Here is a 24559-nt window from a genome sequence, read left to right as displayed (position 1 = left end):
AGAAGGGCGGAAAAATCTTGGACGACGTCGACGGTGCGATCATCGGTCTGCTCGAACACGACGGCCGGCTGACCCACCTGGACATCGCCGCCGCCGTCGGTCTGTCCCGCTCGGCCGCGGCCACCCGGGTGCACCGGCTGATCAGCAGCGGACAGGTGGTGGTGCGCGGCGTCGTTCACCCCGCGGTCCTCGGGCGCGGCGCGCTCGCCCACGTCAGCGTCGCCGTCGCCGGGCCCGCGGTGCCGATCGCCCGCGAACTGGCCGGCCGGGGCGACGTCGCGTTCCTGTCGTTGACCAGCGGGCCGTACGGGGTGGTCGCCGAGATCCGCGGGGGCTCGATGACCGAGATCGACCGCGCGATCGGCGAGGTGCGCGCCCTCGACGGGGTGGCGGGCGTCGACACGCTCGGCTATGTCGAGGTGGTGCGCGACGTGATCGGTCCCGTCGGGGAGGTCGGTGTCGCGGTCGACGACGTCGACCGCCGGCTGCTGCGCGCGCTCCAGGACGACGGGCGCGCGTCGTACGTCGATCTGGCCGCGGCCGTGGGACTCTCACCCGCCGGGGCGCGCCGGCGGGTGGTACGGCTGGTCGAGAACAACGTGGTGCGCGTCGGCGCGGTGGTGCGGCACTCGGGCCAGGACCGGCAGAGTGCGCTCGGCCTGGGCATCCGGCTGACCGGCCCGCACGACGCCGTCGTCGCGGCGCTGCGGGCGATGCCCGCGGTGATCTTCGTCGCCCGCGTCCTCGGCCGCTACGACCTCCTGGTCACGGTCCGCGCGTTCTCCTCCGCGCAGCTGGTCGAGATCGTCGACGTGGTACGGCAATTCGACGGTGTGGGTGCGGTGGACAGCTGGGTGCACCTCGACGTGGTCAAGGAGAACTACGCGTCGGGCTTGCCGGCCTGAGCTATCGCAGCGCGGCGAGCGCGCCGTCGACGTCCTCGCTCGTCGTCGCCCACGAGCACACCAATCGCCACACCGGCTCGTCGAGGTCGGGCTGGTGCACGGTGTAGGACCGGGACAGCCGGTCGTGCGCGTCGGGATCCAGCCGTACGAACACCTCGTTGGCCTCGACCGGCGAGGCCAGAGCGAAACCTCGCTCCTCGAGGCCGGCGGCGAGCCGGCGTGCCATCGCGTTGGCGTGCGCGGCGGTCTGCAGCCACAGGTCGTCGGTGAGGAACGCGAGGAACTGCGCGGCGACGTAGCGGTGCTTGCTGGCCAGATGGCCGATCTGCTTCTGCACGAACGCGATTCCGTCGAAGTGTTCGGGCCGGCGGACCAGGATCGCGTCGCCGAACAGCATGCCGTTCTTGGTGCCGCCCACGGTGATGATGTCCGCGTCGCCGACCGCGTCGATCGGTGAGACCTGCTGGGCCGCGATGGCGTTGGCGACACGGGAGCCGTCGACGTGGACGAGCAGGCCGAGATCGTGGGCGTGGTCGACGAAGCCCTTGATGTCCGGCGCCTGCCACACCCGGCCGTTCTCGGTGGACTGGGTGATGGTGACGATGCGTGGCTGCGAGTGGTGCACCGGGCCGCGGCGGGCCACCCGCCGGTCGAGTTCGTCGATCGCGATGAGCCCGTCGACGCTGGGCAGGCGGGTCAGCTGCGCGCCGGAGAGCCGCACCGGGCCGCCGGCCTCGTCGAGGAGCACGTGCGCGACGTCGCTGCAGAGGATCTCGTGCCATGGCTGCACCGCCGAGGCGAGCGCGATGATGTTGGCCGCGGTGCCGGTGAACGCGTAGAGCACGTCGGCGCCGGGGGAGTCGAACGCCTCGCGCAGCGCGTCGGCGGCCTGCGCGGTGACGGCGTCGTCGCCGTAGGAGGGCGCCGGACCGTCGTTGGCGCGGGCCAGGGCGTCGAGGGCCGCCGGGTGCGCGGGTGCGGCGTTGTCGGAGGCGAAAGCGGCAGAGACGGGCACGCTCGCCATGATGCCCCTCCCTTTCCGCGGAAGCGCATTCCGGGCTGCGATCGCGCGGCTTTCGCAGCCAGGAACGCTATTCCGCGGGAGAGGCGTGGCGGGTGGCGAGCCAGGCGAAGAACTCGTCGGCGGTCAACACCGGTTTGCCGTATTCGTAGGCCTTGCGCGCCTTGCCCGACTGCGTACCCGCCTCGGCGGTCACCAGCACGTCGCAGCGCGTCTTGCTCACCGTCTTCACCGGCGCCAGCCCCGCCGCCAGCGCAAGTCGTTCCATCTCGTCGCGGTCCACGATGCGTCCGGCCGAATCCTGCGCGATGCCGGTGAAGCACACGCGCACGCCTGGCGCGAGGGCGTCTTCGACAGCCTGATCGGCAGATCCGATATCGCCGGTGATATCGGCTCCGAGCAAGGACTCCGCCTTCCGCAGCCGGGCCACCACCTCGTCGGTCAGCCGCACCCGCGCCGCCGCGGCGCGCAACTGGTCGGCCACCGACTGGCGCGCCGCCGCCTCCCACCCCGACTCGTCGAGGTCACGCACTGGCGCGCCCCCGAGCAGCACCGCGCCGACGTCGCGGCTGATCCGCAGCAGCGCCGAGAGCCCGGGCAGGTGGTCGGCCGTGGGCGTCGGCGCCGTGGGATCCCGGCTGACCAGCAGTCCGGACCCCTCCACGGCGTCGGGCTCCTCGAACGCCGTCGACCCGTCCGCGACGTCGGTGTCGCGCAGCGCCTGCAACGCCGCGCGGGCCCGCTGGAGCGCGGTGCGCCCCGTGATCCGCACGCGCAGCTCGACTCCCAGCGGCATCGCGGTGACGTACCCCAGCCGCTTGAGCTCGAAGTCGATCAGGCCGAGTTGCTCGTCCACCCCGGCGCCCACGGGGGTGAACCCGGCGAGCATCGGCGCGATCACCGCCCACGCCTCGCGCAGCGTCGGCGCGAGCAGCACGTCGGAAACGGTGATGTCGTAGGCGGTGCGCGCGTCGGCCAGATCGCGCTGCGGATTGATCAGCGTGGTCACCGCGGTGCCGTCGTCGAACGCGACCGCGAGCTCCACCGGCCGTGGCCGCGACATCCGGCCCTCGTCCCCGACCGTCAGCATCCCGAACGCGCAGAACCGGCGCGTCCCGGAGCCGTCGCCCGCCCCGCGCAGAAACCGGGCGATGCGCCGGTCGGTCTTCAGATCCTTCGGCAGCACAGGCCTTTTCAGCACCAGGCCGGCCAGCGACGTGCAGCGGCTCAACGCGACGTACAGCTGGCCGGTGGAGAACATGCCGCCGGTCAGGTCGACCACCAAGCGCTCCAGTGTCTGGCCCTGGCTCTTGTGGATCGTGATCGCCCAGGCCAGTTTGAACGGCAACTGCGTGTAGGAGCCGATCACCTCGCGGCTCAGCGACCCGCCCGCCAGCACCGGCCGGGTGGCCTCCCAGGTGAACGGTGCGACGTCGGCGCACGAGCCGTCCGGGAATTCGACGTCGACGACGGCGCCGTAGCGGTCGTACCCGACGCCGATCACACGGCCGATGCTGCCGTTGACCCAGCGGTCGCCCTGGTCGTTGTTCAGCATCATCACCTGCGCGCCGACCTTGAACCGCAGCGTCTCCTCGACCGGCGGGTCGAACAGGCTCAGATCACCGGAAGCCTTGGCGTGGTGCACGAATTCGTCGCCGGGCAGGCGTTCGAGCTGCTGACGGTTGCGTGCGGTCACCAGACGGTTGGTCGGTGCGAGCGTCAGCCAGAACTCGTCGTCGGGCGGGACGAAGTCCTTGTCGGCGCGGGCGTTCAGCTGCTCCTGCGCGTGACCCAGCAGCACGCCCTCGCGAATCTCGTTGAGAATGGCCGTCATCCGGTCGTCACCGAGCTGGCGGAACACCGTGGTCAGCGAGACGGTCGGGAAGTCCTCACGGCGAAAGGCGCGGGCGGAGAAGAAGTACGGCGTCTCATAGGTGCTGCTGAAGAAGCCCGCCTCGTGCTCGCTGACCACCGGCGGCAACTGGTAGAGGTCCCCGACGAGCACGATCTGCACCCCGCCGAACGGGGTGCCCGGTGCGGGGCCGAACCGGGCCAGCGCCGCGGCGACCATGTCGAAGACGTCGGCGCGCACCATCGACGCCTCGTCGATGATCAGGGTCTGCAGCGAGGCCAGTGTCTTGGTGAAGCGGCCGGGCCGGTAGTCGCCGCCGCGGATGTCCTCGAGCGTCGTCGTGGCGCGGAAGCCGAACAGCCGGTGAACGGTGTAACCGTCGACGTTGAGCGCGGCGATGCCCGTCGGCGCGACCACGACGACGCTGCGGTCGGTGTCGGCCATGAACCGGCGGATCAGCGTCGACTTGCCGGTGCCGGCCTTGCCGGTGAGGAAGACGTGACCGCCGCCGCCGAGCAGGTCGAGCGCGTGGCGGAACTCGTCGGTGAGGACGATGTCCGGCATGGCTCACCAATGTAGCGCCGGCTCCTCACCCAACGAGAAGCCGTGGTCGTGCTGAGCGTCCATGTGCAGCCCGGAATGCTATTCCGCGGGGGAGGTCGGCGGCTTGGACCGCCACGCCCGCCAGCCGCGGTGCGCGGCGAACGCGCCGGCGACCGCCGTCACGCACCACACCGCGATCGCGGCGATCAGCAGTGGCGCCGAGAACGAGCCCAGCGTCGAGCCCAGCGCGGTGTACGCGAACGCCTTGGGCGCCGAACCGATGACCGCCCCGACCGCCATCTGCCACACCGGGACACCGAACGCGCCGAATGCGTAGGAGGCCAGCGCATCGTTGATGCCCGGCACGAACCGCTGCCCGACCACCGCCCACAGCCCGCCGCGGCGGATCAGCGCGTCGACCTTCGCGGCACGGTCGGGCCCGAGCAGCGCGCGGGCGCTGTCCCGGCCGGCCCGCCTACCCGCGACGCTCGTCAGCACCGCCGACCCGACCGTCGCGCCCAGCGTCACGAACGTGCCGAGCAGCGGGCCGAACAGGAACCCGCTGCCCCCGGCCAGCAGCGGACCGGGCACCAGCAGCGCGCCGAGCACCGAGGACACCGCCACGTACGCCAGCGGGGCCAGCGGGCCCGCCGACTCGACGACGTCGCGCACCGCTTCCACATCGATCACGCGCTGCACGGCGGTCAGGTAGAACAGCACGCCGAGCAGCGCCGCGAACAGCGCCAGCCGCAGGATGTGGCGGCGCCGCGACGTCTCGGGGGTGCCCTCGGTGTCAACCATGCCGAACGCCATCCTGCCGCAGCCCGTTAAGTTGGCAGAGTGACTGCGACGCTGGGGGAGCTGACAGGAACGGAACGCGCGGTGCTGCTGGTGCTGATGGCCCAGGCAGGGCCCGTGCCCAACCCGGAGCTGGCCGCACTCGGCCCCGCGCTGGACAAACCCGGCCGCGACAAGCTCAACCGGCTGGGCCTGATCTCCTCCGAGCGGGTGGGCAGCCGCTTCGTCCACGAGCTCACCGACCGCGGCTGGCGAATGTGCCGTGAACTCATCGACGCAGCGCCGCCGCCGCGCGCCACCGGCCCGGCGAAGGCGCTGCAGACCGTGCTCGCCGGGCTGGGCCGCTATCTGCAGGCCGCCGACCTGAGCCTGGCCGACGTCTTCGGTGAGGCCACCCCGATCAGCGTCGAGGACCGCATCCGCGCGGTGTACACCGAGCTGGCGCCGCGACCCGGCGGCTGGGTGCCGCTGCGCCGGCTGCGCGCCGAACTCGACGCGCCGCGCGACGCCGTCGACGCCGCCCTGGTCGCGTTGCACCGCACGCCGGGGGTGAGCGTGATCCCGGAGGAGAACCAGAAGACCCTGACCGACGAGGACCGCGCCGCGGCGGTCGTGATCGGGGACCGGCCCAAGCACCTGATCGCGATCGACGCGTGATGGACACCGCGCAGCGCGACGCCCTGGCCTCCCTGCGGCTGACGTGGGCGCCGACGAGCGACGACCTGTGGCGCCCGCAGGCGGCCACCCACGTCAGCGGGCTCAACGAGGCCGCCGTCGACGACGTGATGGCGGCCTTCGGGGACGCGCTGCACGACGAGGCGTCCACGCCGCTCGGTGTGGTGATCCGCGGGCCGGCCGGATCGGGGAAGACGCACCTGCTCGGGCAGATCCGCGAACGCGTGCAGAACGGGGGCGGCTACTTCTTCGTCGTCGAGCTGCTCGACGCGGCCAGCTTCTGGGAGTCGGTGCGCAGCGGCATCCTGGAGAGCCTCGGCCGGCCGGGCCGGCGGCACGAGACGCAGCTCAAAGACGTCCTGTGGGACCTGTCCTCGCTCGCGCACGTGTCGCGCGCCGACCGCCGGGCGATCATCGGCGACGACGACCTGGACGCCGAGACGCTGTACCGCTTCATCATGGCGCTCTCGAAGACCGCGAAAGAGACTGTGCGGCAATGCCATCAGGTACTGCGCGCGCTGGTGCTGGTGGCTTCCAACGACTTCCTGGCACACGACATCGGCGAGGGATTCCTGCAGGGCAGTGAGGAGTTCACCGCCGAGGAGCGCGGGCCGTGGGGGCTGCGGGCGGCGCCGGCGTCGGCGCAGGAGTGCGTGCGTGACCTGGCCAGACTGGTCGCGATGGCCGGGCCGGCGGTGCTGGCCGTCGACCAGATCGACACGCTGATCGCCCAATCGGTGGCCGGCACCGGCGACGGGGACATCGTGCTCGAGCAGGTCGCGCACGGGCTCATGGCGGTACGGCAGACGATGCGCCGCACGGTGCCGGTGGTGGCGTGCCTGCCCGCAGTCTGGGAACACATCCGGGACACCGCGACCGCCAGTGTCGCCGACCGCTTCCGGGTCACCGGCGTGCTCACCCCGCTGCCGACCGCCGACATCGGCCGGGCCATCCTGGAGCGGCGATTCGCCGCGAGCTACGCCTCGGTCGGGTTCACCCCGCCCTACCCGAGCTGGCCGATCGCGCCGGAGGCCTTCGAGGAGGCGCCGTCGTACACCCCGCGGCAGCTGCTGATCCGCGCCGACACCCACGTGCGGGAATGCCTCAAGCACGGCGAGGCCGTCGAGCTGGGTCACCTGCGTGCCGATGAATCCCTGTGGGACAAGGACACCGGCGACGAGACGGGGCCGGTGTCCTCGACCTTGGACCGGCGTTTCGCCGAGTACCGGCGGCGCGCGGTGCCCTCGGCGGCGGTCGCACCGGACGGCGAGGACGTGACGGTGCCCGAACTGCTCAGTGCGGCGCTGACCGCGTGGATCGCCGAACGCGACGGCGAGCAGACGTTCGTCTGCGACCCGCCGCCCGGCACGCACGTCACCCTGCACGCCCGGCTACGCGAGACGCTGGACAGCGCGACCGAGGACGAACGGCACTGGGCCTTCCGCGCGGTCGCGGCGGACAATGCCAGCGCGGCGCTCAGCCGTGTCCGAAAAGCTGTCACCGCAGCGGGATTCGGGCCCGGGNCGAACGGCACTGGGCCTTCCGCGCGGTCGCGGCGGACAATGCCAGCGCGGCGCTCAGCCGTGTCCGAAAAGCTGTCACCGCAGCGGGATTCGGGCCCGGGTCGGGCCGCCGGCAGCTGATCCTGCTGCGCAACGCGCCGTGGCCGACCGGGAAGAAGACCGCCGAGGAGCTCGCAGCGTTCCACGCCTGGGGCGGCCGGACCGTGCCGCTCACCGAAGACGACATCCGCACGATGGCGGCGCTGCGTGACCTGTTCGCCGAGGACGATCCGCAGCTGGCGAACTGGCTGCGGGCGCGCCGTCCGGCCCACCGGATGGCGCTGCTGGCCGACACCCTCGGCGACGGCACGGTCGAGGAGGCGACCGAGCCGGAACCCGAAGCCGTGGACGAGCCCGAGCCCGAGCCCGTGGACGACGCTCCCGTCGTCGACGTCCCCGACACCGAGGTGCCCCTGGGCCGCGACCTGCACAGCGGGGAACCGGTCTCGATTCCGCTTGCGGCGCTGCGCAAACACGTCGCGATCTTCGCCGGATCCGGCTCGGGGAAGACCGTGCTGATCCGCCGGCTCGTCGAGGAGTGCGCGCTGCGCGGGGTGTCCGCGATCGTGCTCGACCCGAACAACGACCTGTCGCGGCTGGGCACGGCGTGGCCGCAGAAACCCGAGGGCTGGCAGCGCGCCGACGACGCCCGCGCCGAGGAGTACCTGCGCACCACCGAGGTGACGGTGTGGACCCCGCGGCGCACCAGCGGCCGCCCGCTGGCGTTCCAGCCGCTGCCCGACTTCGGCAGCGTCGTCGACGATCACGACGAGTTCTTCGAGGCCGTCGAGGCCGCCTGCTCGGCGCTCGAACCGCAGGCGCTGATCACCGGCAAGACACAGAAGGCCACCCGTGCCCGTGCCGTGCTGCGAGAAGCGTTGCAGCACTACGGCAGAACGGATGAGCCCACGCTGGCAGGGTTCGTCCGGCTGCTCGCCGACCTGCCCGAGGACATCAGCGACATGGCGGGGGCGCGTCAGATCGCCGAAGACCTGTCGCAGAACCTGCGGGCGGCGATGGTCAACGATCCGCTGTTCGGCGGCGCCGGCACGCCCGTCGACCCCGGCGTGCTGCTCACCCCGTCCGAGGGCTACCGGGCGCGGGTGTCGGTGATCAGCATGATCGGGCTGCCGTCGGACGAGCAGCGGCAGAGCTTCGTCAACCAGCTGCAGATGGCGCTGTTCGCGTGGATCAAACGCCACCCCGCCGGCGACCGGCCGCTGGGCGGGCTGATGGTGATGGACGAGGCCCAGAACTTCGCTCCCGCAAGGGGTTTCACCGCGTGCACACGCAGCACGCTGGCGCTGTCGTCGCAGGCCCGCAAGTACGGCCTCGGGCTGGTGTTCGCCACCCAGGCGCCCAAGGGGCTCAACCTGAACATCCCGGGCAACGCGGCGATCCAGTTCTACGGGCTGCTCAACGCGCCCGCCCAGATCGAGACGGCCCGCGAAATGGCCCGTGCGAAAGGCGGTCTGGTCGACGACATCAGCCGCCTGCGGGTCGGCAACTTCTACGTCGCGACCGAGGGCGAGGCGTTCCACCGCGTCGTCGAGCCGTGGTGCCTGTCGTTCCATCCGTCGAGCCCGCCGTCGGCCGACGAGGTGCTGGCGCTGGCGGTGCAGCAGTGAGCCGCGCCGACGTGTTCGTCACGGCCGGCGAACTGGCCGGGATGCTCGAGCGCGGGGAGCCCGTCACGCTGCTCGATGTGCGGTGGTCGCTGGCGGAGCCCGATGGCAGCGCCGCCTACGAGCGCGGTCATCTGCCCGGCGCGGTGTACGTGTCGCTCGACGACGAGCTCTCCGACCACAGCGTGGCCGGCCGTGGCCGACACCCGCTGCCGTCGGGCGCCGCGGTGCAGGCCGCTGCCCGCCGCTGGGGTGTGCGCACCGGGGTGCCGGTGGTGGTCTACGACGACTGGAACCGGGCCGGTTCGGCGCGTGCCTGGTGGGTGCTGACCGCGGCGGGCATCCCCGACGTGCGGATCCTCGACGGGGGGCTGGCGGCGTGGACCGGTGAATGGGCGTCCGGTGCCGCGGTTCCCGAGCCCGGGGACGTGACGGTGGCGTTCGACGACCTGTACGCCGGCGCGCGCAAGGCCGTCACCGCGGACGAGGCGGCCGATGCTTCGGTGCTGATCGACGCGCGGGCGCCCGAGCGGTTCCGCGGCGACACCGAACCCGTCGACACGGTGGCCGGCCACATCCCCGGTGCGCGCAACGTACCGAGCACCAGCCTGCTGCGCGGCGACGGCACCCTGCTGGATCACGACGACCTGACCCGGGTGTTCGACGGCGCCGGGCCGAAGCCCGCGGTCTACTGCGGATCGGGCGTCACCGCGTCGGTCGTCGTCGCGGCGCTGGCGTCGGTCGGGGTGGACGCGGCGCTGTTCCCCGGGTCGTGGTCGCAGTGGAGCGCAGAGTCAGCGCGCCCGGTCGCTCTCGGCGAGTGAGCCCGTCTCCTCCAGGTCCAGCACCGGGGTGGGGCGCCGGAAGCCGCGGGTGACCACCAGCAGCCAGACGAAACCGATCGCCAGCCAGATCAATCCGATGGTCAGCGCCGTCCCGGACAGGCTGGTCCACAGCCACGCGGTGAGCAGGAAGCCGATCACCGGTGCGACCACGTTGAGCAGGATGTTGCGCTCCCGCATGTCGACGAAGTAGTGCTTGATCACCGACAGGTTCACCACCGAGAACGCGACCAGCGCACCGAAACTGACCACCGACGCCAGGATCGCCAGATCGATCCAGATGGCCGCCAGCGAGATCACGCTGACCGTGAGGATGGCGTACACCGGGGTGCTGAACTTGGCCGACACGTGGCCGAACACCTTGCGCGGCAGGATGCCGTCGCGGCCCATCGCGAACAGGATGCGGGCCACCGACGCCTGCGAGGTCAGTGCCGACCCGAGCGCACCGGCGACGTAGGCCGCGGTGAAGAACGTGTTGACGAACGATCCGCCCGCGGCGAGCATCACGTCGGTCGACCCGGTGTCGACGTCGGCGAACTGGTTCGACGGGAAGACCAGCTGCGAGACGAACGACAGCAGGATGAAGATGATGCCGGAGACGATCGTCGCGATCATGATCGCCTGCGGCACTGTGCGCTTGGCGTCGCGCGCCTCTTCGGAGAGGGTGGACACGGCGTCGAAGCCGAGGAACGACAGACACAGGATCGCGGCGCCGGCCAGGATGGGGCTCATACCGCCCGCGGTGCCGTCGCCGGTGAACGGCGACATCAGGTCGACGGTGCCGTAGCCGGTGGTCTTGGACACCGCCAGGACGACGAACACCACGATGAAGATGGCCTGGATCGCGATGATCAGGAAGTTGGCCCGTGCCACCGACACGATGCCGACGATGTTGAGCACGGTGACGATGGCGATCGACGCGAGCACGATGACCCACGCGGGCAGCGCGGGCAACGCCGCATTCAGGTACAGCCCGATCACCAGATAGTTGAGCATCGGCAGGAACAGGTAGTCGAGCAGCAGCGACCAGCCGGCCAGGAAGCCGACGGGCGCGCCGAAGGTCCGCTGCGTGTAGGTGTAGGCCGAGCCCGCGACCGGGATCGCCGCCGACATCCGGGCGTACGACAGCGCGGTGAACACCATCGTGATCAGCGTGACGATGTACGCCAGCGGGAGTCGACCGCCGGAGGTCTCGGTGACGATGCCGTAGGTGGTGAACACCGTCAACGGCACCATGTACACCAGACCGAACAGCACCAGCGACGGAAGTCCCAGCGCGCGTTTCAGGTGGCCCTCGTGCGGACCGGTGATGTATTCGGCGGTCATGAGTCAGCTCCGTTCTCGGCCCGGTAGGCCGGTGCGCCGCGCAGGTAGGTGGCGCGGATCGCCACTGTGGGGAGGTCCAGTGGCGCCGTGGCCCGCGGGTCGCGATCCAGCCATATCAGGTCGGCGCTCGCTCCGGGGGTGAGAACACCCCAATCGTTATCGGCGAACGCCTGATTCGCGGCCCCCGCGGTATATGCGGACAACGCCCGCTCGATGGGCAGGATCTCGTGGGGCGTCCAGCCGCCGTCGGGCTCACCGTCGGAGGTGCGCCGCGACGTCGCGACCGCGATGCCGTCGAACGGGGCGCCCGAGGACACCGGCCAGTCCGAGCCGAAACCCAGCGGTGCGCCGGAGGTGTCCAGGGTGCGGATCGGGTACTGCTTGTCCGCACGCTCGACGCCCAGCCGGGGGACCGTCAGCACGGTCATGAGCGCGTCGAGCTGCGCCCACAGCGGCTGCATGTTCGGGATGACGCCGAGTGCGGCGAACCGGGCCAGATCGGCGTCGTCGATCAGCTGGCAGTGCGCGATCACCGGCCGGCGGTCCCGCGGACCGTTCACCCGGACGACGTGTTCGATCGCGTCGAGGGCCTGGCGCACCGCGGCGTCGCCGATCGCGTGGATGTGGATCTGCAGACCGAGATCGTCGACCTGGCGTGCCGCCTCGGCGAGCGAGTCACCCTCCCAGTTGCGCATGCCGTGGGAGTGAAGACCCGAGCAGTACGGCTGGAGTAACGCACCGGTTTCGTTCTCGACGACCCCGTCGGCGAAGAACTTGACGGTGTTCGCGGTGAGCAGCGGGTTGGCGGCGTCGGCGACGGCGCGCCGCTGTTCGGCGAAATGGGTTACCTGGCTGTCGAAGTGGCGGGGATCGGCGTAGAGCGCGAGGTTGAACCGCATCCGCAGCGCACCCCGGCGGGCCGCCTCGACGTAGGTCGCGACGTCGGCGGGCTCCACCCACGCGTCCTGCACCCACGTCACGCCGCGGGCGAGGTAGTAGTCGGCGGCCGTGTCGAGTGCCGCGATCCGCACCTGCTCGTCGCGTGGCGGCATCACCGCCATCACGAGATCGGTGGCGCCCCACTCGCGCAGCGTGCCGAGCACGGATCCGTCGTCGCGTCGCGGGATCTCGCCGAGCACCGGGTCGGGGGTGTCGGCGGTGATGCCGGCCCGCTCCAGCGCGACACTGTTGCACCACACCGTGTGGTAATCCCACGCCCGCAACACCACCGGGCGGTCCGGCACCGCGGCGTCGAGCCAGCGCGCGTCGAACAGCCCGCCCGGAGCCAGGCTGCCGTCGTAGGAGGCGCCGACGATCCACTCCTCGTCCGGGTGCTCCTCGGCGTACTGCTTGACGGCGAGCACGATCTCGTCGACCGAGGTGCACGGCCGCACCGCCGGGCCGACCGCCTCCAGACCGCCGTAGAGCGGGTGCGCGTGCCCGTCGCCGAACGACGGCATCAGAAAGCCACCGGCCAGATCGACCGTCTCGGCCTGCGCCCCTTGCGTTCTCGCGTCGTCGCCGAGCGTGACCACCACGCCGTCGACGACCAGCACGGCGTCGGTGTCGGCCTGGTCATGGCGGCCGGTCCACACCACGCCGCCGGTGAACAGTGTCGCGCTCACTTGACCACCGCCGTCGCCTCGTGCCCGACGCCGTAGGGCCGTTGCGTGTCCACGGGTTCGGTGAGCGCGGTGTAGGTGTCGGGCCGGCGGGTGAGCAGGAACGGGAACAGTTCCAGCCAGTCGCGACGCTGATCCAGGTCGAGATCGGCCACCAGCACCGCCTCCTCGTCACGCGGAGCCTGCACCAGCACCCGGCCGTACGGGTCGGAGATGAACGACGACCCGTAGAAGTTCAGGGCGCCCTCGTCACCGGTGCGGTTGGGCACCACCATGAACAGCCCGCTGTTGATGCCGTTGGCGACGATGACGTGCTGCCACAGCGGCTGGGTGTCGAAGTCGGGGAAGACCGGCTCGGAGCCGATGGCGGTCGGATACACCACGATCTCGGCGCCGGCCAGCGAATAGTTGCGCGCCACTTCGGGGAACCACTCGTCCCAGCAGGTGGGCATGCCGAGGCGGGCGCCCAGGCCGTCGGGTGCGTAGACCGGATACGGGTCGGCGTCCGGACCGGGGCCGGGCCGGAAGTAGGTGTCCTCGTAGTAGCCCGCCGAGATCGGGATGTGCAGCTTGCGGGTGCGGCCGACCAGGGTGCCGTCCGGCGAGACCAGGATCGCGGTGTTGAAGCCCAGCCAGTCGGCGTCCGGCGCGCGCTCGTAGAGGGAGGCGTGCACGAAGATGCCGTTGGCCGTGGCGGCCTCGGCCGCCAGCGTGAACGTCGGGCCGGTCTCCAGGTCCTCGGTCAACGCGGCGGCGTCGTCGCCGCCGGGACGGTCGGCGGGGTAGCGCAGCAACGTGATCTCGGGCAGGAACACCACGGCGGCGCCTTCGGCGGCGGCCTGGTCGATGCCCGAGCGCAGGGTTTTGGCGAGGTCCGCGGCATCGTCACGCCAGCGGTGCTGCACGAGCCCGACGCGCAACGGCGGCCGGTCCGACGGGGTCGAACGGGACAGCGGCGGCGCGGCGGGGGCGGTCAGAGTGATCATCACGCTCCTAAAACGAATGAAGTTCGTTTATTGTGAACTGAGTCACCGAACCGCGCAAGAGGAGAGGTTTCCGTGGGCCGACCCCGCACGCCGCTGCTGTCGACCGACCGGATCGCCGAGGCCGCGCTGGACCTGGTGGTCGCCACCGGCGGGTTCACCATCGCCGGGGTCGCGCGCAAGCTGCGGGTGCAGCCGTCATCGCTCTACAACCACGTCGCCGGCCGCGATGACGTCGTCGAGTTGCTGCGGGAGAGGGCGATGTCGGAGGTCGAACTCCCGGCTGACGATCCGGCCCGGCCGTGGCGCGACGTCGTCGCCGACATCCTGCGGTCCTACCGGCGCAGCTTCGCGCGCTACCCGCAGCTGATCCCGCTGCTGACCGAGTACGCCGTCAACAGCCCGCAGGCGATGACGATGTACAACGCACTGGCGACCACGCTCACGCGGGCCGGCTTCGATCCCGCCGACACGCTGAGGGCGATCACGCTGATGGACTCGTTCGTGCTGGGGGCCGCGCTCGACGTCGCCGCTCCCGATCAGCCGTGGCGCGCCCGGCCCGAAGTCGGCCCGGAACTGGCCGCCGCACTCGAGACCGGATCGCCCAAACCGCAGCGCGCCGACGACGCCTTCGAGTGGGGGCTGGCGGTGCTGCTGCGGGGCCTGGCGTGATTTCGGCGTCGTTGGTCGCGGTAGGCGCGACCAACGACGCCGAAATCACAACTGCACGCCGCGGGTGAGCGCCCCGTCGACCACGAGGTTGGCTCCGGTGATGAAACTGGCTGCGGCGCTGCTGAGGAACACCACGGCGTTGGCGATCTCCTGCGGCGTGGCCATCCGGCCGGTCGGGTTCAGCGCGAGCGCCTCGGCGAACAACGCGGGGTTCTCGGCCTCGATGGTCGGCCACACCCCGCCGGGGAAGTAGGTGTTGCCGGGGCTGACGGTGTTGGCCCGGATGCCCTGCGCGGCCAGCTTGTGCGCCATCCCCTGGGTGTAGTGGATGATCGCGGCCTTCATCGTCCCGTACGGGCCTGCCGCGAAATCGACCTCGCGGCCCGACACACTCGAAATCGTCACGATCGAACCGGCTTTCGACGCCATCAGATGCGGCAGCGCCGCGTCGACGAGCCCGATCGTGCCCATCAGGTCGACCTCGAACGAGGCCCGCCAGTTCTCCGTCGACTCCGGGATCGCCAGCGCGCTGACGTTCGCGACCACGCCGTCGAGCCCGCCGAACGCCTCGGCCGTGGCCTGTACCCACGCGGTCAGCGCCGCCGCATCCCCGACGTCCACCACCGAACCCTGCGCACTGGCGCCGTCGGCGACCAGTTCCTTCTGCGTCTCGGCGACCGCTTCGGGCGTGCGCGCACAGTAGGCGACCATGGCGCCCTCGGCGAGCAGGCCTTCCACGACCGCACGGCCGATGCCACGGGTTCCGCCGGTGACCGCGAAACGCTTCCCCGTCAGGCCGAGATCCATGCGCGTTCTCCCTCTAGTAAGTGATGGTTCCGAAAGATGCTGCTGCCGAACGCATCTCGGCATGAACGCCACCGAAGGCGGAGGCCGCCGGCAGCAGCCGCTTGTCGATCTTGGTCACCGAACTGTAGTTCGTGTCGACCACGTTGGCGATCGGTGCGAGCGAGATCTGGGTCAGCAGCTGATAGGCGTCCAGACGGTCGAGGCCGTAGAGCTCACCCAGCCAGGTGATCATCTCCACCTGCGCGGCGCGCCACGCCTCCTCCAGCGGACGGCCCGATCCCACACACATCAGGTGCGTGTCGGTCTCCAGCCGCGGCCACGCCGGACCACCGCCCTTGACCAGCCCCACGATCGCGGTCACGTTCATCGCGCCCTCGACCGCGGTGCCGCAGGACTCGCCCTCGCCCTGCCGGTAGTGCCCGTCGCCGAGGGAGAACAGCGCGCCCGGCACGTTGACCCGCAGATAACAGGTCGCGCCCGCCGTCATCTCCGGGGTGTCCATATTGCCGCCGAACACGTCGGGCACCAGCGAGGTCCGCACCTCACGGTGCGCGGGTGCGACGCCGACGGTGCCCAGCATCGGGTTGGCGGGCAGCGCGAGCTCGAAGTCGCTGCCGTGCGCGGAGAACGCCACGGTGTCGGTGGCGGAATCGTATTCGTAGATGTAGGTGCGTTCGGGCAGCGGATCCTGCAGCGTCGGGCTGACCGGCACGCTGGTCAGCCCGCCGAAGAACGGGATCAGCGTGGACGCGCCCCAGGTGCGTGCGGGCGTCAGGTCGACCAGGTGGACGACCAGGGTGTCCCCGGGCTCGGCGCCCTCGATCCAGAACGGCCCGGTCTGCGGGTTGAGATCCTCGGTGTCCAGCGCCGTGGTCGCGACATCCGCGGCGCTCGTGATGCGTCCGCCGTACGCGTCCTCGGTCCACAGCGTCAGCACCGTCGGCGGCGTGATCCGTAGGACGGGAGCCGCGCCGCCGAACGTGTAGGCCATCTGCTCGGTCGTCGGGATGAAGGTGACGTGATCCATGCCCGCCATCCTCGTCCGGCGCAGCGTCTGCCGCCATACCATGAGCGTGTGGCCGACCAGATGGACGAAGAGCGCGATTTCAACCAGCGCAACATCGACGAGTTCCGCGCCAACGGCGGGAAGGTGGGGGGCCAGTTCGAGGGCTTCCCGCTGCTGCTGTTGACCTCGACCGGCGCCAAGAGCGGCGAGCAACGCATCAACCCGATCGCCTACTTCGATTTCGACGGGGCGATCTACGTCGTCGGGTCGGCAGCGGGCCGGGATCGAGACCCCGCCTGGGCGTTCAACATTCGGGCACATCCGAATGCGGTCGTGGAGATCGGCACGGATCCGCCGCGGCCGGTGACCGCCCGCGAGCTGCCGCGCGAGGAACGCGACCGCATCTACCGCAGGGTCGTCGAGCAGGCGCCCGGCTTCGGCGACTACGAGAAACGCACCGACCGCGTCATCCCGATCTTCGAACTGGTGCCCGCCGGCTGACGGGAATGTGACGGCCGTCGCAGCCGTTGGCACGGCCATGGGGACGATGAGCAGCACCGAACGAGAGCAGTACCTGGCCGACGTGCACGTCGGCGTCGTGGCGGTCGAACGGCCCGGTCGGGCGCCGCTGGCGGTGCCGATCTGGTACGGCTACCGGCCCGGCGGCGACGTGCTTCTCTGGACCGAGGCGGATTCGGTGAAACACAAGCTGATTCGCGACGCGGGCCGGTTCTCGCTGACTGTGCAGGACGAGCAGCCGCCGTACCGGTACGTCTCCGCCGAAGGCGACGTCACCGGTATCGGACCCGCCGAGGACGCCGAGGTGCGTGCCCTCGCGGTGCGCTATCTCGGCGAGGAGGCCGGCAATCAATTCACCGACGAGAACCTGACGTCCACGTCGGTCGTCATCCGCATGCGTCCGCAACGCTGGCTGAGCACCGATTACTCGAAGTGAGCCCGCGGCACCCGCGAATCTGCGACGGTGTCCACCATGCGTGTGCTGGTGGCGGCGTTGTCGGTGATCGGACTGCTCGCGGCAGGTTGCGGGAACGCCCCGTCGCCGGCGGAGTCATCCACCCCGGCACCGTCGGCGTCCCCGACTGCCCAGGCGGACAACGCCGGTGACGACGCGCCCAGCGGGTCCATGACCGTCACCTACGAGGACGCGACGACGCCCGACGCGGTCGCAGGCCGAGACCTGCTGAAGAACAACCAGGTGCTCGAGGACATGGCCGACGACGTCAACCAGACGCTCGCACTGCCCCATGACGTGCCGCTGCTCGGGGTGCAGTGCGACGAAGCGAACGCCTTCTGGGACCCGACCGCCAAGACGGTCACGATCTGCTACGAGGACGCCGCCAACAGCGAGCGGATCTTCACCGAGGCAGGCGATCCCGACCCCGCGGCGAGTGCGATCAACGCCGAGTGGGCGACGTTCTTCCACGAGGTCGGGCACATGGCGGTCACCCTGTACGACCTGCCGGTCACCGGGCGGGAGGAGGACGTGGCCGACCAGCTGGCCGCCTACATCCTGCTGACGCCCGGCGATGACGGCAAAGCCGACCCGGAGTCGGTGCAGTCGGTCAAGGACTTCGCGCGGGTGTTCAACGCGTCCGGCAACGCCGACGTCAGCGACGACGACATGGCCGACGTGCACTCGCTGGACAAGCAGCGCGTCTACAACCTGGAGTGCTGGATCTACGGGTCCGACCCGGAGGCCAACGGCGACCTCGTCACCGACGGTCAGCTGCCCGAGGACCGCGCGGACGGTTGCGCCGACGAGTGGCAACAGCTCGACAAGGCGTGGTCGACGCTGCTGGACCCCTACTTCCGGAGCTAGCGCGGCGGTGCCGGTGCGGGCGGCGCTGCGGGGGGCGGCGGCGTTCCCGGTGGCGGCGGAGGCGGCGGCGGCGGGGGAGCCAGCAGCCGCACGATGTCGGGCTTCATCGCCTGCAGCTGCGCACCCCAGTACCCCCAGCTGTGCGTGCCGTTGGGCGGGAAGTTGAAGATCGCGTTGCGGCCGCCGGCGGCGAGGTATTTGTCGCGGAACTCCTTGTTGGTCGCGATCGTGATGGTCTCCAGGGAACCGGCGCTGAGGTTGATGCCCAGGTCGGCGCCGGTGTCGAGATCGGACGCGATGCCGTTGCCGCAGTAGATCCACAGCGCGGTGCGGTTGGCGACGAGCCTGTTGATGTTGAGCATCGGGTCGGCCCGCAGCCAGGCCGGTGAGCCGGAGGGGCCCCACATGTCGTACGAATCGAATCCGCCGGCGTCCTGCATCGCGATGTCGATGAGCGGCGGCCAGAACTTCTGCGACGGAGCCAGGTATCCCGACAGCGACGCCGCGAACTTGTACTGGCGCGGATAGTAGGCCGCCATCGTCAACGCCGCACTGCCCGACATCGACAGCCCGACAACAGCATTGCCGAACGGATCCTGCCCGCGGTTGGCGGCCAGCCAGGTCGGCAGCTCGTTGGTCAGGAACGTCTCCCACTTGTAGGTCAGCGTCCCGTTGCGGTTCTTGGCCGGTCGGTACCAGTCGGCGTAGAAGCTCGACTGCCCACCGACGGGCATGATCACCGACACGCCGGACTGGTAGAACCACTCGAACGCGGAGGTGTTGATGTCCCAGCCGTTGAAGTCGTCCTGGGCGCGCAACCCGTCGAGCAGCAGCACCGAATGCGGGCCGCCGCCCTGGAATTCGACGCGGATGGTCCGGCCCATCGACGGCGACGGCACGTCGAGCTGCTCGATCGGCAACCCCTCGCGGGAGAACGCGTGCGCCTGCGGGTGCGGGCCGACCGTCAGCGCGGTGACGGCGAGCAGCGCGGCGAGGACGACACGTGTGCCGGCGCGACGGAGCCGGCGTCCCAAGGAGGCCACGCGCGCGAACCTATCCGGCGCCCGGGCCGACGCCCGCAGGCCGCGCGGTCGGTGACCGGGTTGTTACCGAGCTGTTGTCAGGTGGTGAGGGGGCGGGTCAGCAGCACCGGCGCCTGCGACATGAATCGTGGTGTGCTGCCGCGGTGTTCGTCGGCGGCGTGCACGGTGAACGGGTGCAGGACGAACATGTCGCCGGGCGCGCCGGTGGCGTGATGCACCGGCCGCGATGCGCTGGCCGCGTCGAGGAGCGCGCCCGCCTGCACGGCGTCCAGCGGCTCGTCGCCGAGCACCCGGGCGGTGTCGCGTTGCGATCCGGCCCGGATCCGGGTCGGCGCGTCGTCGATCGTCACCTCCGAGAGCAACGTCAGCACCAGCAGCGTCTGCGGGCGGTTCGTCACGAACCAGGCGCCGTCCTCGCCGGGGGTGTTGAGGTCGATGTGCCAGCCGCGGTCGTCGGCGGGCGGCTGCACCGGAAAGCGGACCGGGATGTTGCCGAGCGCGCCGCGGGGCAGCCAGCCGCCCTCGCCGCAGATCGCGTCGAGTGCGTCGGCCAGTACCGGGCTGCGGGCGAGTTCGCCGAACGGGCCCTCACCGGTCAGGTCGGCGGTCCACATCACCGGTTGGGTCCAGGTCGCCGGGTCCGGCGAGACGCCGAGCTGTCGCCAGAGCAGCTCACGGGCCTCGTCGGCGACGGCGCGCGGCGCGGCCTGCTCGAGCGTGAGGTAGCCGTGGGTGTCGAAGGCTTCGAGGTCGACCACGCCGCGAGCGTGGCACAGCGGTGCCGTGTGATGCCAACGCTTTTCCGCCGAAACTGTATTCCACGCGGCGTTTTCGCGGATTTCGGCGCGTGGAATACAGTTTCGCGGTCAGGGGCGGGCGGTGAGGAAGCCGAGGCCGGCCATCGCCGCCGCGCACACCATCACGATGCCCAGCGGTGTCGCGGTGTGCTCTCCAGCGAGACCGACCAGCGGCGACACCACGGCCGCGAGCCCGAACTGCGTGGCACCGAGCAGAGCCGACGCGGTGCCCGCGGCCCGGGGCGCGGCCGAGAGCGCCAGCGCGGTGGTGTTGCCGAAGATCAGGCCCATGCCCGCGACCGCGAAGAACAGCGGCAGCGCGAGCCAGCCCGCAGGAACGCCCGCGACCGCGATCGTCAGCACCGCGATGCTGGCCAGAAGGATGAGCAGCAGGCCGGCGCCGGCCAGCCGGCGCGGCTCGACACGCGCTGTGAGCCGAGCGCTCGTCGCGCTCATCAACAGCAGCCCGAAAGCGTTGACGCCGAACATCGCTCCGTACTGCGCGGAGCTGAGGCCCATCATGGTCTGGTAGACGAACGGCGACGCCGAGATGTAGGCCATCATCACCGCGAACGCGAACCCGAACGCCACCAGATGGCCGAGGTAGGCGCGCCGGGTCAGGTCCTTCAGCGGTGAGCCCTTGGTGGCCTTGTCGGCGCGCAGCGCGGCGCGACGTTCCTCGGTGTGGGTCTCGCGGATCACCACGAGCGCGGCGACGAGCATGGCGACGACGAGCGCCAGGATCACCGCGAGCGCACCACGCCACCCGAGCGGCTGCACCAGGAAGCCACCCGCCAGCGGCGCCGCGATCGGCGCGATACCGCCGACGATCATCATCAGGCTGAACGCGCGCGCCGCGGCGCGGCCGGTCGCGAGGTCGGAGATGATGGCGCGACCGATCACCATGCCCGCCGCACCGGTGAGGCCCTGCGCGAGCCGCGCGGCGACCAGCACCTCGATGGTGGGGGCGAGGACGGCGACCACGCTGGCGAGCACGCACACCACGGCACCGATGACCAGCGGCCTGACCCGCCCGTAGCGATCCGAGAGCGGACCGAACACCAGCTGGCCGGCCGCGAGGCCGAGCAGGAACGCGGTCAGCGTCAGCTGCACGCTGGTCGCAGAGGTGTGCAGATCGTCGACCATCTGCGGAAACGCGGGCAGATAGAGGTCGGTGGCGAACGGCGCGACGGCCGACAGCAGCGCCAGTGTGACGAGCAGCCCCAGGGTGATCTGCGGCGCCGAGTCCCGGCGCGCCGTCGTGTCGACGGTGGCGGTCATGGAATCTCCCAAGATGGTTATCAACAAATAGTTATCACTACATAACTATCAGGTAGGGTGGGATCGTGCAAGCCCGCCCGTCCCGCGCCGAGCAACTCGCGGACCTCGCCGACGTCGTGATGGCCGTGGCGCGCGCGGTCAGGTCGCAGGCCGCCGCCGATCCGGACGTCGTCGAACTGTCGGCCACCGAGGTGACGGTGCTGCGCTTCATCGACCATCACCCCGACGTCAGCGCGGGCACCGTCGCTGACGGAACGGGGCTCCAACGCAGCAACCTCAGCCGCGCACTGCGCGACCTCGAGGCCAAAGGACTGGTGCGCCGGTCGGCCGACCCCGGCGACAGCCGACAGGTCGTGTTGCGTTCGACCCGGCTCGCCGAGGAGAACCTGGCGCGGCTGCGCGCCATCTGGGCGCGGCTGGTCGGTGATGCACTCGATGCGTCGGGGCAGGAGTACGACATCGCCGCGGCGCTGTCGCTGTTGCGTGCGCTGGAAAGCGGACTCGACGCGGGCGCGCGATGAACCTGTTCCGCCGCAGGCGCATCACCGTCCCGGTCGGGCGCTACGACGCGGACGCCGATCGGTGGCGCGATCTGGCCGACCACGGATCGGCCGCATGCCACCAGCTGACGGTGGCGACGTTCAACATCTGGTTCAACGAGCTCCACCGCGAGCGGCGCCATCGCGCGATCGGCGAGCTGCTCTCCCGGGAAGACCCGGACGTCATGGTCTTCCAGGAGGTGACCCGCCCGGCGCTCGAGGTGTTCCTGGCGCAACCGTGGATACGGGAGGGCTATCGTCGCGCCGCGGTGATCGGCGACCACAACTACGGCATGCTCATGTTGTCCCGGCTCCCCGTGCGACGCTGCACCTACACACGGTTGCCCAGCCGCCTGTCGCGCGGGTACCTGACGGGTGAGTTCACCGTGAACGGACGCGATCTCAAGATCGTGTCCGTTCACCTCGAGAGCGGAAAGACGGCGCGACAGCTGCGAGCCCGCCAGATGTCGAGTCTGTGGCGCGCATTCGGCGACGACGGCGATGTCGTGATACTGGGCGACTTCAACATGCGCGACGACGAGAGCCACGTCCTGGACCCGCGGTATCAGGACGTGTGGCCGCAATTGCGGCCGGACGAATCGGGATTCACCGAAGACACCTCGATCAACCACATGCGCTACGACATGAAGAACAAACACCGCCAGGTCAGATTCGATCGGGTGCTGCTCACGGGGCCGGCATGGAACGCCGTGGACATCGGCCTGCTCGGCCGCGCGCCGATCGCACCGTCGCTGCCGAGGATCTTCCCGTCGGACCACTTCGGGGTGCTGTGCCGACTCGAGGCTCAACCGGTTACCGCCGACGACCGTCCTGGCCGTCGGCAATGGTTCGCGCGTTAGGACACGCGCCGGGTCCACGCGGTCGCCGCGACGACCACCAGCGCGGCCACTGCCGCCGTCACCGCGAGCGCCACGCTGTCACGCCCGGCCGCGCCGACCGTGATCGCCACCAGCGCCCACAGCACCCCGGCCGCATACCCCACCGTCCCGCGCAGCGTCACCGTCAGCAGCACCGCGAAGGCCGCCGCCGCGACCAGCACCACCCCCTGCCACAGCGCGGCGTCCGGTGACACGCCGGAATCAATCAGTGCGGCAGCGATATTGGCGAACACCGCGATCGACGACCACCCGAGATAGAGGCCGAACGTGACGGTCGCGAGCGTGGTCAGCCACGGCGGGCAAGACAGATCGCCGCGGCGGCGCACCAGCAGCAGCATGATGTGGGCAAGCGCACCGACCATCACGGCGAACACCGCCACGGTGACCCACAGCCAGTTCTGCGCGGCCACCGCGAGCCAGACGCTGAACCCGACGAACACCACCGAGGCGTCGATCAGCAGGCTCGTCTCCCACGACGACCCCAACCCGAACCGCCACACGGCCAGCGCCGTCGCCGCGCACAGCAGCGTGATCACGCTCCACAGCGCGAACGCGTACCCGGCCGGCGTGATCAACGCCTCGTTGGTGGCGCCCGAGCGCAGGAAGTCGCCGGCCAGCGCACTGACCACCAGCGGCGCGATCAACTGGCTCACGGCCAGCACGACGAGCACGCGGCGCCACGGCCGCACCGACGGGGAGTTCGTAGGGGGAGCTGTGGTCACCGAGGGATTCGGTGCCCGCGGCCGCCCGGATGGGCGCGAGGTCGACGGTCAGGCGACTCACGCGGGATGGAAGAACACACCGTGCGCGCGAACAGTGACACCTTCGGCGGTCGCAAGATGTCCGGAGGCAAAGGTCTTGTCGCCCTCAATACGGTCGACACAAGCCTCGGCACGCAACGGCCCGAGCGGGGTGCCCATCTCGTAGCGGACGGTGAGAGTCCCGGTGACGGCAGGCCGGCCTGGCTTGTGGGCGGTAGCGCCCAACATGTGGTCGAGCAGCAGGGCGCAGATGCCTCCGTGCACGTGCCCAGGCGGCCCCTCGTAGGCCGCGCCGAGAACCACATCGGCCCAGACGCCGCCGTCAGCATCGTGATGGACGACCAGCGGCGGGGCGAAGGGGTTGCGCAGGCCCATGGCGACGTTGCCCCAGGCGCGGGAGGTTCCATCGGGCGCTGGCCGAATACCGAAGGAGTCGGCAAGCGGCGCTCGGCTCAGCTCGGCGACGGCGTCGTCGATCTTCGTCTTCGCCGCGAGGAAGGCAGTGGGGCCGGCCTGACTGCGGATCGCCACATCGACCAGCCGCCGCACCGAATCGGTCAATTCGGCGTAAAGCTCATCCGGAACGGATGCGTCGGAAGCGGTCACGTAGCCGCCGCGGCATCGTTCACCGGCTCGACCGGCCGGTCGGCGAAGCCGCCGTAGCCCCCTCGGTAGAACAACAGCGGTCGCCCAGAGTGCGCCTTCAACGCCGTGACATGCGCGACGACGATCGTGTGATCACCGGCGCCGTGCTCGAACTCCAGGTCGGCCTCGATGCTGGCCAGGGCCCCGTGGATACGGGGTGCTCCGTTACCCGCGGGACTCCAGTCGACGCCGGCGAACTTGTCGTCGGACCGCCGGGCAAACTGCGCGCAGACCGCTTCCTGGCCTGCGGCGAGGACGTTGATGCACATCCGGCCCGTGGAGCGGATCATCGGCCAGCTCGTCGATGACACCGCAGGACAGAACGACACATAGGGCGGGTCGAGGGACACCGAGGTCACCGACTGGCACGTGAAACCCAGCGGCTTGCGGCCGTCGTGGCCGGTGATGACGGCGATGCCGGTGCAGAAATGACCGAGGACGGCGCGCATGTCCTGCGGTGCCGGGCGGATGGCCGCCGCGGCCCCGGGCTCGTCGGATCCCATCGATAATCCGTC

The 24559-nt window shown here is 70.6% G+C and carries 24 protein-coding genes and 1 pseudogene; 11 read left to right on the top strand and 14 right to left on the bottom strand.

Features of this window, described 5'->3' with window-relative positions:
- Positions 1-17: 17 nt before the first annotated feature.
- Positions 18-905 carry an Lrp/AsnC family transcriptional regulator gene (locus MCHLDSM_RS03410; RefSeq protein ID WP_048468877.1) on the top strand — a complete coding sequence of 296 codons (888 nt, stop codon included), beginning with the start codon at positions 18-20 and terminating at the stop codon, positions 903-905.
- A 1-nt stretch (position 906) separates the two neighbouring features.
- Here the strand turns inward: MCHLDSM_RS03410 and MCHLDSM_RS03405 are convergent, their stop codons facing one another.
- The 3 genes from MCHLDSM_RS03405 to MCHLDSM_RS03395 all read right to left on the bottom strand — a co-directional run bounded on the left by MCHLDSM_RS03405 (position 907) and on the right by MCHLDSM_RS03395 (position 5122).
- A complete protein-coding gene (locus MCHLDSM_RS03405) occupies positions 907-1929 on the bottom strand; it encodes a threonine aldolase family protein (RefSeq protein WP_109788731.1) in 1023 nt (340 codons plus the stop codon).
- Between the two features lie 67 nt (positions 1930-1996).
- Entirely contained in the window at positions 1997-4342 is a 2346-nt protein-coding gene (locus MCHLDSM_RS03400; protein WP_048468876.1) for an AAA family ATPase, read from the bottom strand.
- 78 nt (positions 4343-4420) lie between these two features.
- Entirely contained in the window at positions 4421-5122 is a 702-nt protein-coding gene (locus tag MCHLDSM_RS03395) for a TVP38/TMEM64 family protein (RefSeq protein WP_048468988.1), read from the bottom strand.
- Between the two features lie 39 nt (positions 5123-5161).
- Between MCHLDSM_RS03395 and MCHLDSM_RS03390 the strand changes: the two genes are divergently transcribed.
- From MCHLDSM_RS03390 to MCHLDSM_RS03380, 4 genes and pseudogenes are all read left to right on the top strand, one after another.
- The gene (locus MCHLDSM_RS03390; RefSeq protein ID WP_048468875.1) at positions 5162-5776 is read left to right on the top strand and encodes a hypothetical protein; all 615 of its coding nucleotides are present in this window, start codon (positions 5162-5164) and stop codon (positions 5774-5776) included.
- Positions 5776-7317, top strand: a pseudogene (locus tag MCHLDSM_RS38965) (ATP-binding protein); the annotation flags it as partial. The gene MCHLDSM_RS03390 and the pseudogene MCHLDSM_RS38965, both read left to right, overlap by 1 nt.
- A 1-nt stretch (position 7318) precedes the next feature.
- The coding region (locus MCHLDSM_RS38960; protein ID WP_234713839.1) for an ATP-binding protein at positions 7319-8984 on the top strand (1666 nt) is incomplete at its 5' end.
- Complete coding sequence (locus tag MCHLDSM_RS03380; protein ID WP_082168677.1) at positions 8981-9805, top strand: sulfurtransferase; 825 nt, start codon at positions 8981-8983, stop codon at positions 9803-9805. The genes MCHLDSM_RS38960 and MCHLDSM_RS03380, both read left to right, overlap by 4 nt.
- Here the strand turns inward: MCHLDSM_RS03380 and MCHLDSM_RS03375 are convergent.
- From MCHLDSM_RS03375 to MCHLDSM_RS03365, 3 genes are read right to left on the bottom strand one after another with little or no spacing between them, the layout of a single operon-like run.
- On the bottom strand, positions 9776-11149 hold the full coding sequence (locus MCHLDSM_RS03375) for an APC family permease (protein WP_048468874.1): 1374 nt from the start codon (positions 11147-11149) through the stop codon (positions 9776-9778). The two genes, MCHLDSM_RS03380 and MCHLDSM_RS03375, sit on opposite strands and share 30 nt — an antisense overlap.
- Positions 11146-12774, bottom strand: coding sequence for an amidohydrolase (locus tag MCHLDSM_RS03370; RefSeq protein ID WP_048468873.1), 1629 nt, complete (start codon positions 12772-12774; stop codon positions 11146-11148). Before MCHLDSM_RS03370 ends, MCHLDSM_RS03375 begins: the two co-directional genes overlap by 4 nt.
- Positions 12771-13757, bottom strand: coding sequence for a nitrilase-related carbon-nitrogen hydrolase (locus MCHLDSM_RS03365; protein WP_048468872.1), 987 nt, complete (start codon positions 13755-13757; stop codon positions 12771-12773). The genes MCHLDSM_RS03370 and MCHLDSM_RS03365 overlap by 4 nt, the downstream gene beginning before the upstream one ends.
- Positions 13758-13829: 72 nt before the next feature.
- Here MCHLDSM_RS03365 and MCHLDSM_RS03360 point away from each other — a divergent pair, with 72 nt between their 5' ends.
- Positions 13830-14426, top strand: a complete 597-nt coding sequence (locus tag MCHLDSM_RS03360) for a TetR/AcrR family transcriptional regulator C-terminal domain-containing protein (protein WP_048468871.1) — start codon at positions 13830-13832, stop codon at positions 14424-14426.
- Positions 14427-14471: 45 nt separating this feature from the next.
- Here the strand turns inward: MCHLDSM_RS03360 and MCHLDSM_RS03355 are convergent, their stop codons facing one another.
- Together MCHLDSM_RS03355 and MCHLDSM_RS03350 are read right to left on the bottom strand one after the other, a co-directional pair.
- On the bottom strand, positions 14472-15233 hold the full coding sequence (locus tag MCHLDSM_RS03355) for an SDR family NAD(P)-dependent oxidoreductase (RefSeq protein WP_048468870.1): 762 nt from the start codon (positions 15231-15233) through the stop codon (positions 14472-14474).
- Positions 15234-15246: 13 nt separating this feature from the next.
- Entirely contained in the window at positions 15247-16260 is a 1014-nt protein-coding gene (locus MCHLDSM_RS03350; protein ID WP_048468869.1) for an acetamidase/formamidase family protein, read from the bottom strand.
- A 60-nt stretch (positions 16261-16320) separates the two neighbouring features.
- On the opposite strand from MCHLDSM_RS03350, the gene MCHLDSM_RS03345 reads away from it, so the two are divergent.
- The 3 genes from MCHLDSM_RS03345 to MCHLDSM_RS03335 are packed head-to-tail and all read left to right on the top strand — an operon-like array spanning position 16321 to position 18079.
- Positions 16321-16740: a nitroreductase family deazaflavin-dependent oxidoreductase gene (locus tag MCHLDSM_RS03345; protein WP_109788738.1), complete on the top strand. Its 420-nt coding sequence runs from the start codon at positions 16321-16323 to the stop codon at positions 16738-16740.
- Positions 16741-16777: 37 nt separating this feature from the next.
- Complete coding sequence (locus MCHLDSM_RS03340; protein WP_174545769.1) at positions 16778-17194, top strand: pyridoxamine 5'-phosphate oxidase family protein; 417 nt, start codon at positions 16778-16780, stop codon at positions 17192-17194.
- 36 nt (positions 17195-17230) lie between these two features.
- Complete coding sequence (locus MCHLDSM_RS03335; protein ID WP_048468986.1) at positions 17231-18079, top strand: DUF4344 domain-containing metallopeptidase; 849 nt, start codon at positions 17231-17233, stop codon at positions 18077-18079.
- Here the strand turns inward: MCHLDSM_RS03335 and MCHLDSM_RS03330 are convergent.
- The 3 genes from MCHLDSM_RS03330 to MCHLDSM_RS03320 form a co-directional block, all read right to left on the bottom strand.
- The gene (locus tag MCHLDSM_RS03330; RefSeq protein ID WP_407661890.1) at positions 18076-19122 is read right to left on the bottom strand and encodes an esterase family protein; all 1047 of its coding nucleotides are present in this window, start codon (positions 19120-19122) and stop codon (positions 18076-18078) included. The two genes, MCHLDSM_RS03335 and MCHLDSM_RS03330, sit on opposite strands and share 4 nt — an antisense overlap.
- A gap of 77 nt (positions 19123-19199) precedes the next feature.
- Positions 19200-19880 carry a phytanoyl-CoA dioxygenase family protein gene (locus tag MCHLDSM_RS03325; RefSeq protein ID WP_048468866.1) on the bottom strand — a complete coding sequence of 227 codons (681 nt, stop codon included), beginning with the start codon at positions 19878-19880 and terminating at the stop codon, positions 19200-19202.
- A gap of 108 nt (positions 19881-19988) precedes the next feature.
- Positions 19989-21200: a multidrug effflux MFS transporter gene (locus tag MCHLDSM_RS03320; protein ID WP_048468865.1), complete on the bottom strand. Its 1212-nt coding sequence runs from the start codon at positions 21198-21200 to the stop codon at positions 19989-19991.
- Positions 21201-21265: 65 nt separating this feature from the next.
- On the opposite strand from MCHLDSM_RS03320, the gene MCHLDSM_RS03315 reads away from it, so the two are divergent.
- Entirely contained in the window at positions 21266-21721 is a 456-nt protein-coding gene (locus tag MCHLDSM_RS03315) for a MarR family winged helix-turn-helix transcriptional regulator (RefSeq protein ID WP_082168676.1), read from the top strand.
- Positions 21718-22599, top strand: coding sequence for an endonuclease/exonuclease/phosphatase family protein (locus MCHLDSM_RS03310; protein ID WP_082168675.1), 882 nt, complete (start codon positions 21718-21720; stop codon positions 22597-22599). The genes MCHLDSM_RS03315 and MCHLDSM_RS03310 overlap by 4 nt, the downstream gene beginning before the upstream one ends.
- Here MCHLDSM_RS03310 and MCHLDSM_RS03305 read toward each other — a convergent pair.
- The 3 genes from MCHLDSM_RS03305 to MCHLDSM_RS03295 are packed head-to-tail and all read right to left on the bottom strand — an operon-like array spanning position 22596 to position 24547.
- On the bottom strand, positions 22596-23360 hold the full coding sequence (locus MCHLDSM_RS03305) for a TspO-related membrane protein (RefSeq protein WP_048468863.1): 765 nt from the start codon (positions 23358-23360) through the stop codon (positions 22596-22598). The two genes, MCHLDSM_RS03310 and MCHLDSM_RS03305, sit on opposite strands and share 4 nt — an antisense overlap.
- A 57-nt stretch (positions 23361-23417) precedes the next feature.
- Entirely contained in the window at positions 23418-24005 is a 588-nt protein-coding gene (locus MCHLDSM_RS03300; RefSeq protein WP_048468862.1) for a PaaI family thioesterase, read from the bottom strand.
- Positions 24002-24547 carry a flavin reductase family protein gene (locus MCHLDSM_RS03295; RefSeq protein ID WP_048468861.1) on the bottom strand — a complete coding sequence of 182 codons (546 nt, stop codon included), beginning with the start codon at positions 24545-24547 and terminating at the stop codon, positions 24002-24004. Before MCHLDSM_RS03295 ends, MCHLDSM_RS03300 begins: the two co-directional genes overlap by 4 nt.
- Positions 24548-24559: the final 12 nt, after the last annotated feature.

The organism is Mycolicibacterium chlorophenolicum, assembly GCF_001044235.1.
Classification (GTDB): Bacteria; Actinomycetota; Actinomycetes; order Mycobacteriales; family Mycobacteriaceae; genus Mycobacterium; species Mycobacterium chlorophenolicum.
The sequence above is the reverse complement of the archived record's forward strand: the minus strand, read 5'-3'. Positions and strand labels throughout refer to the sequence as shown.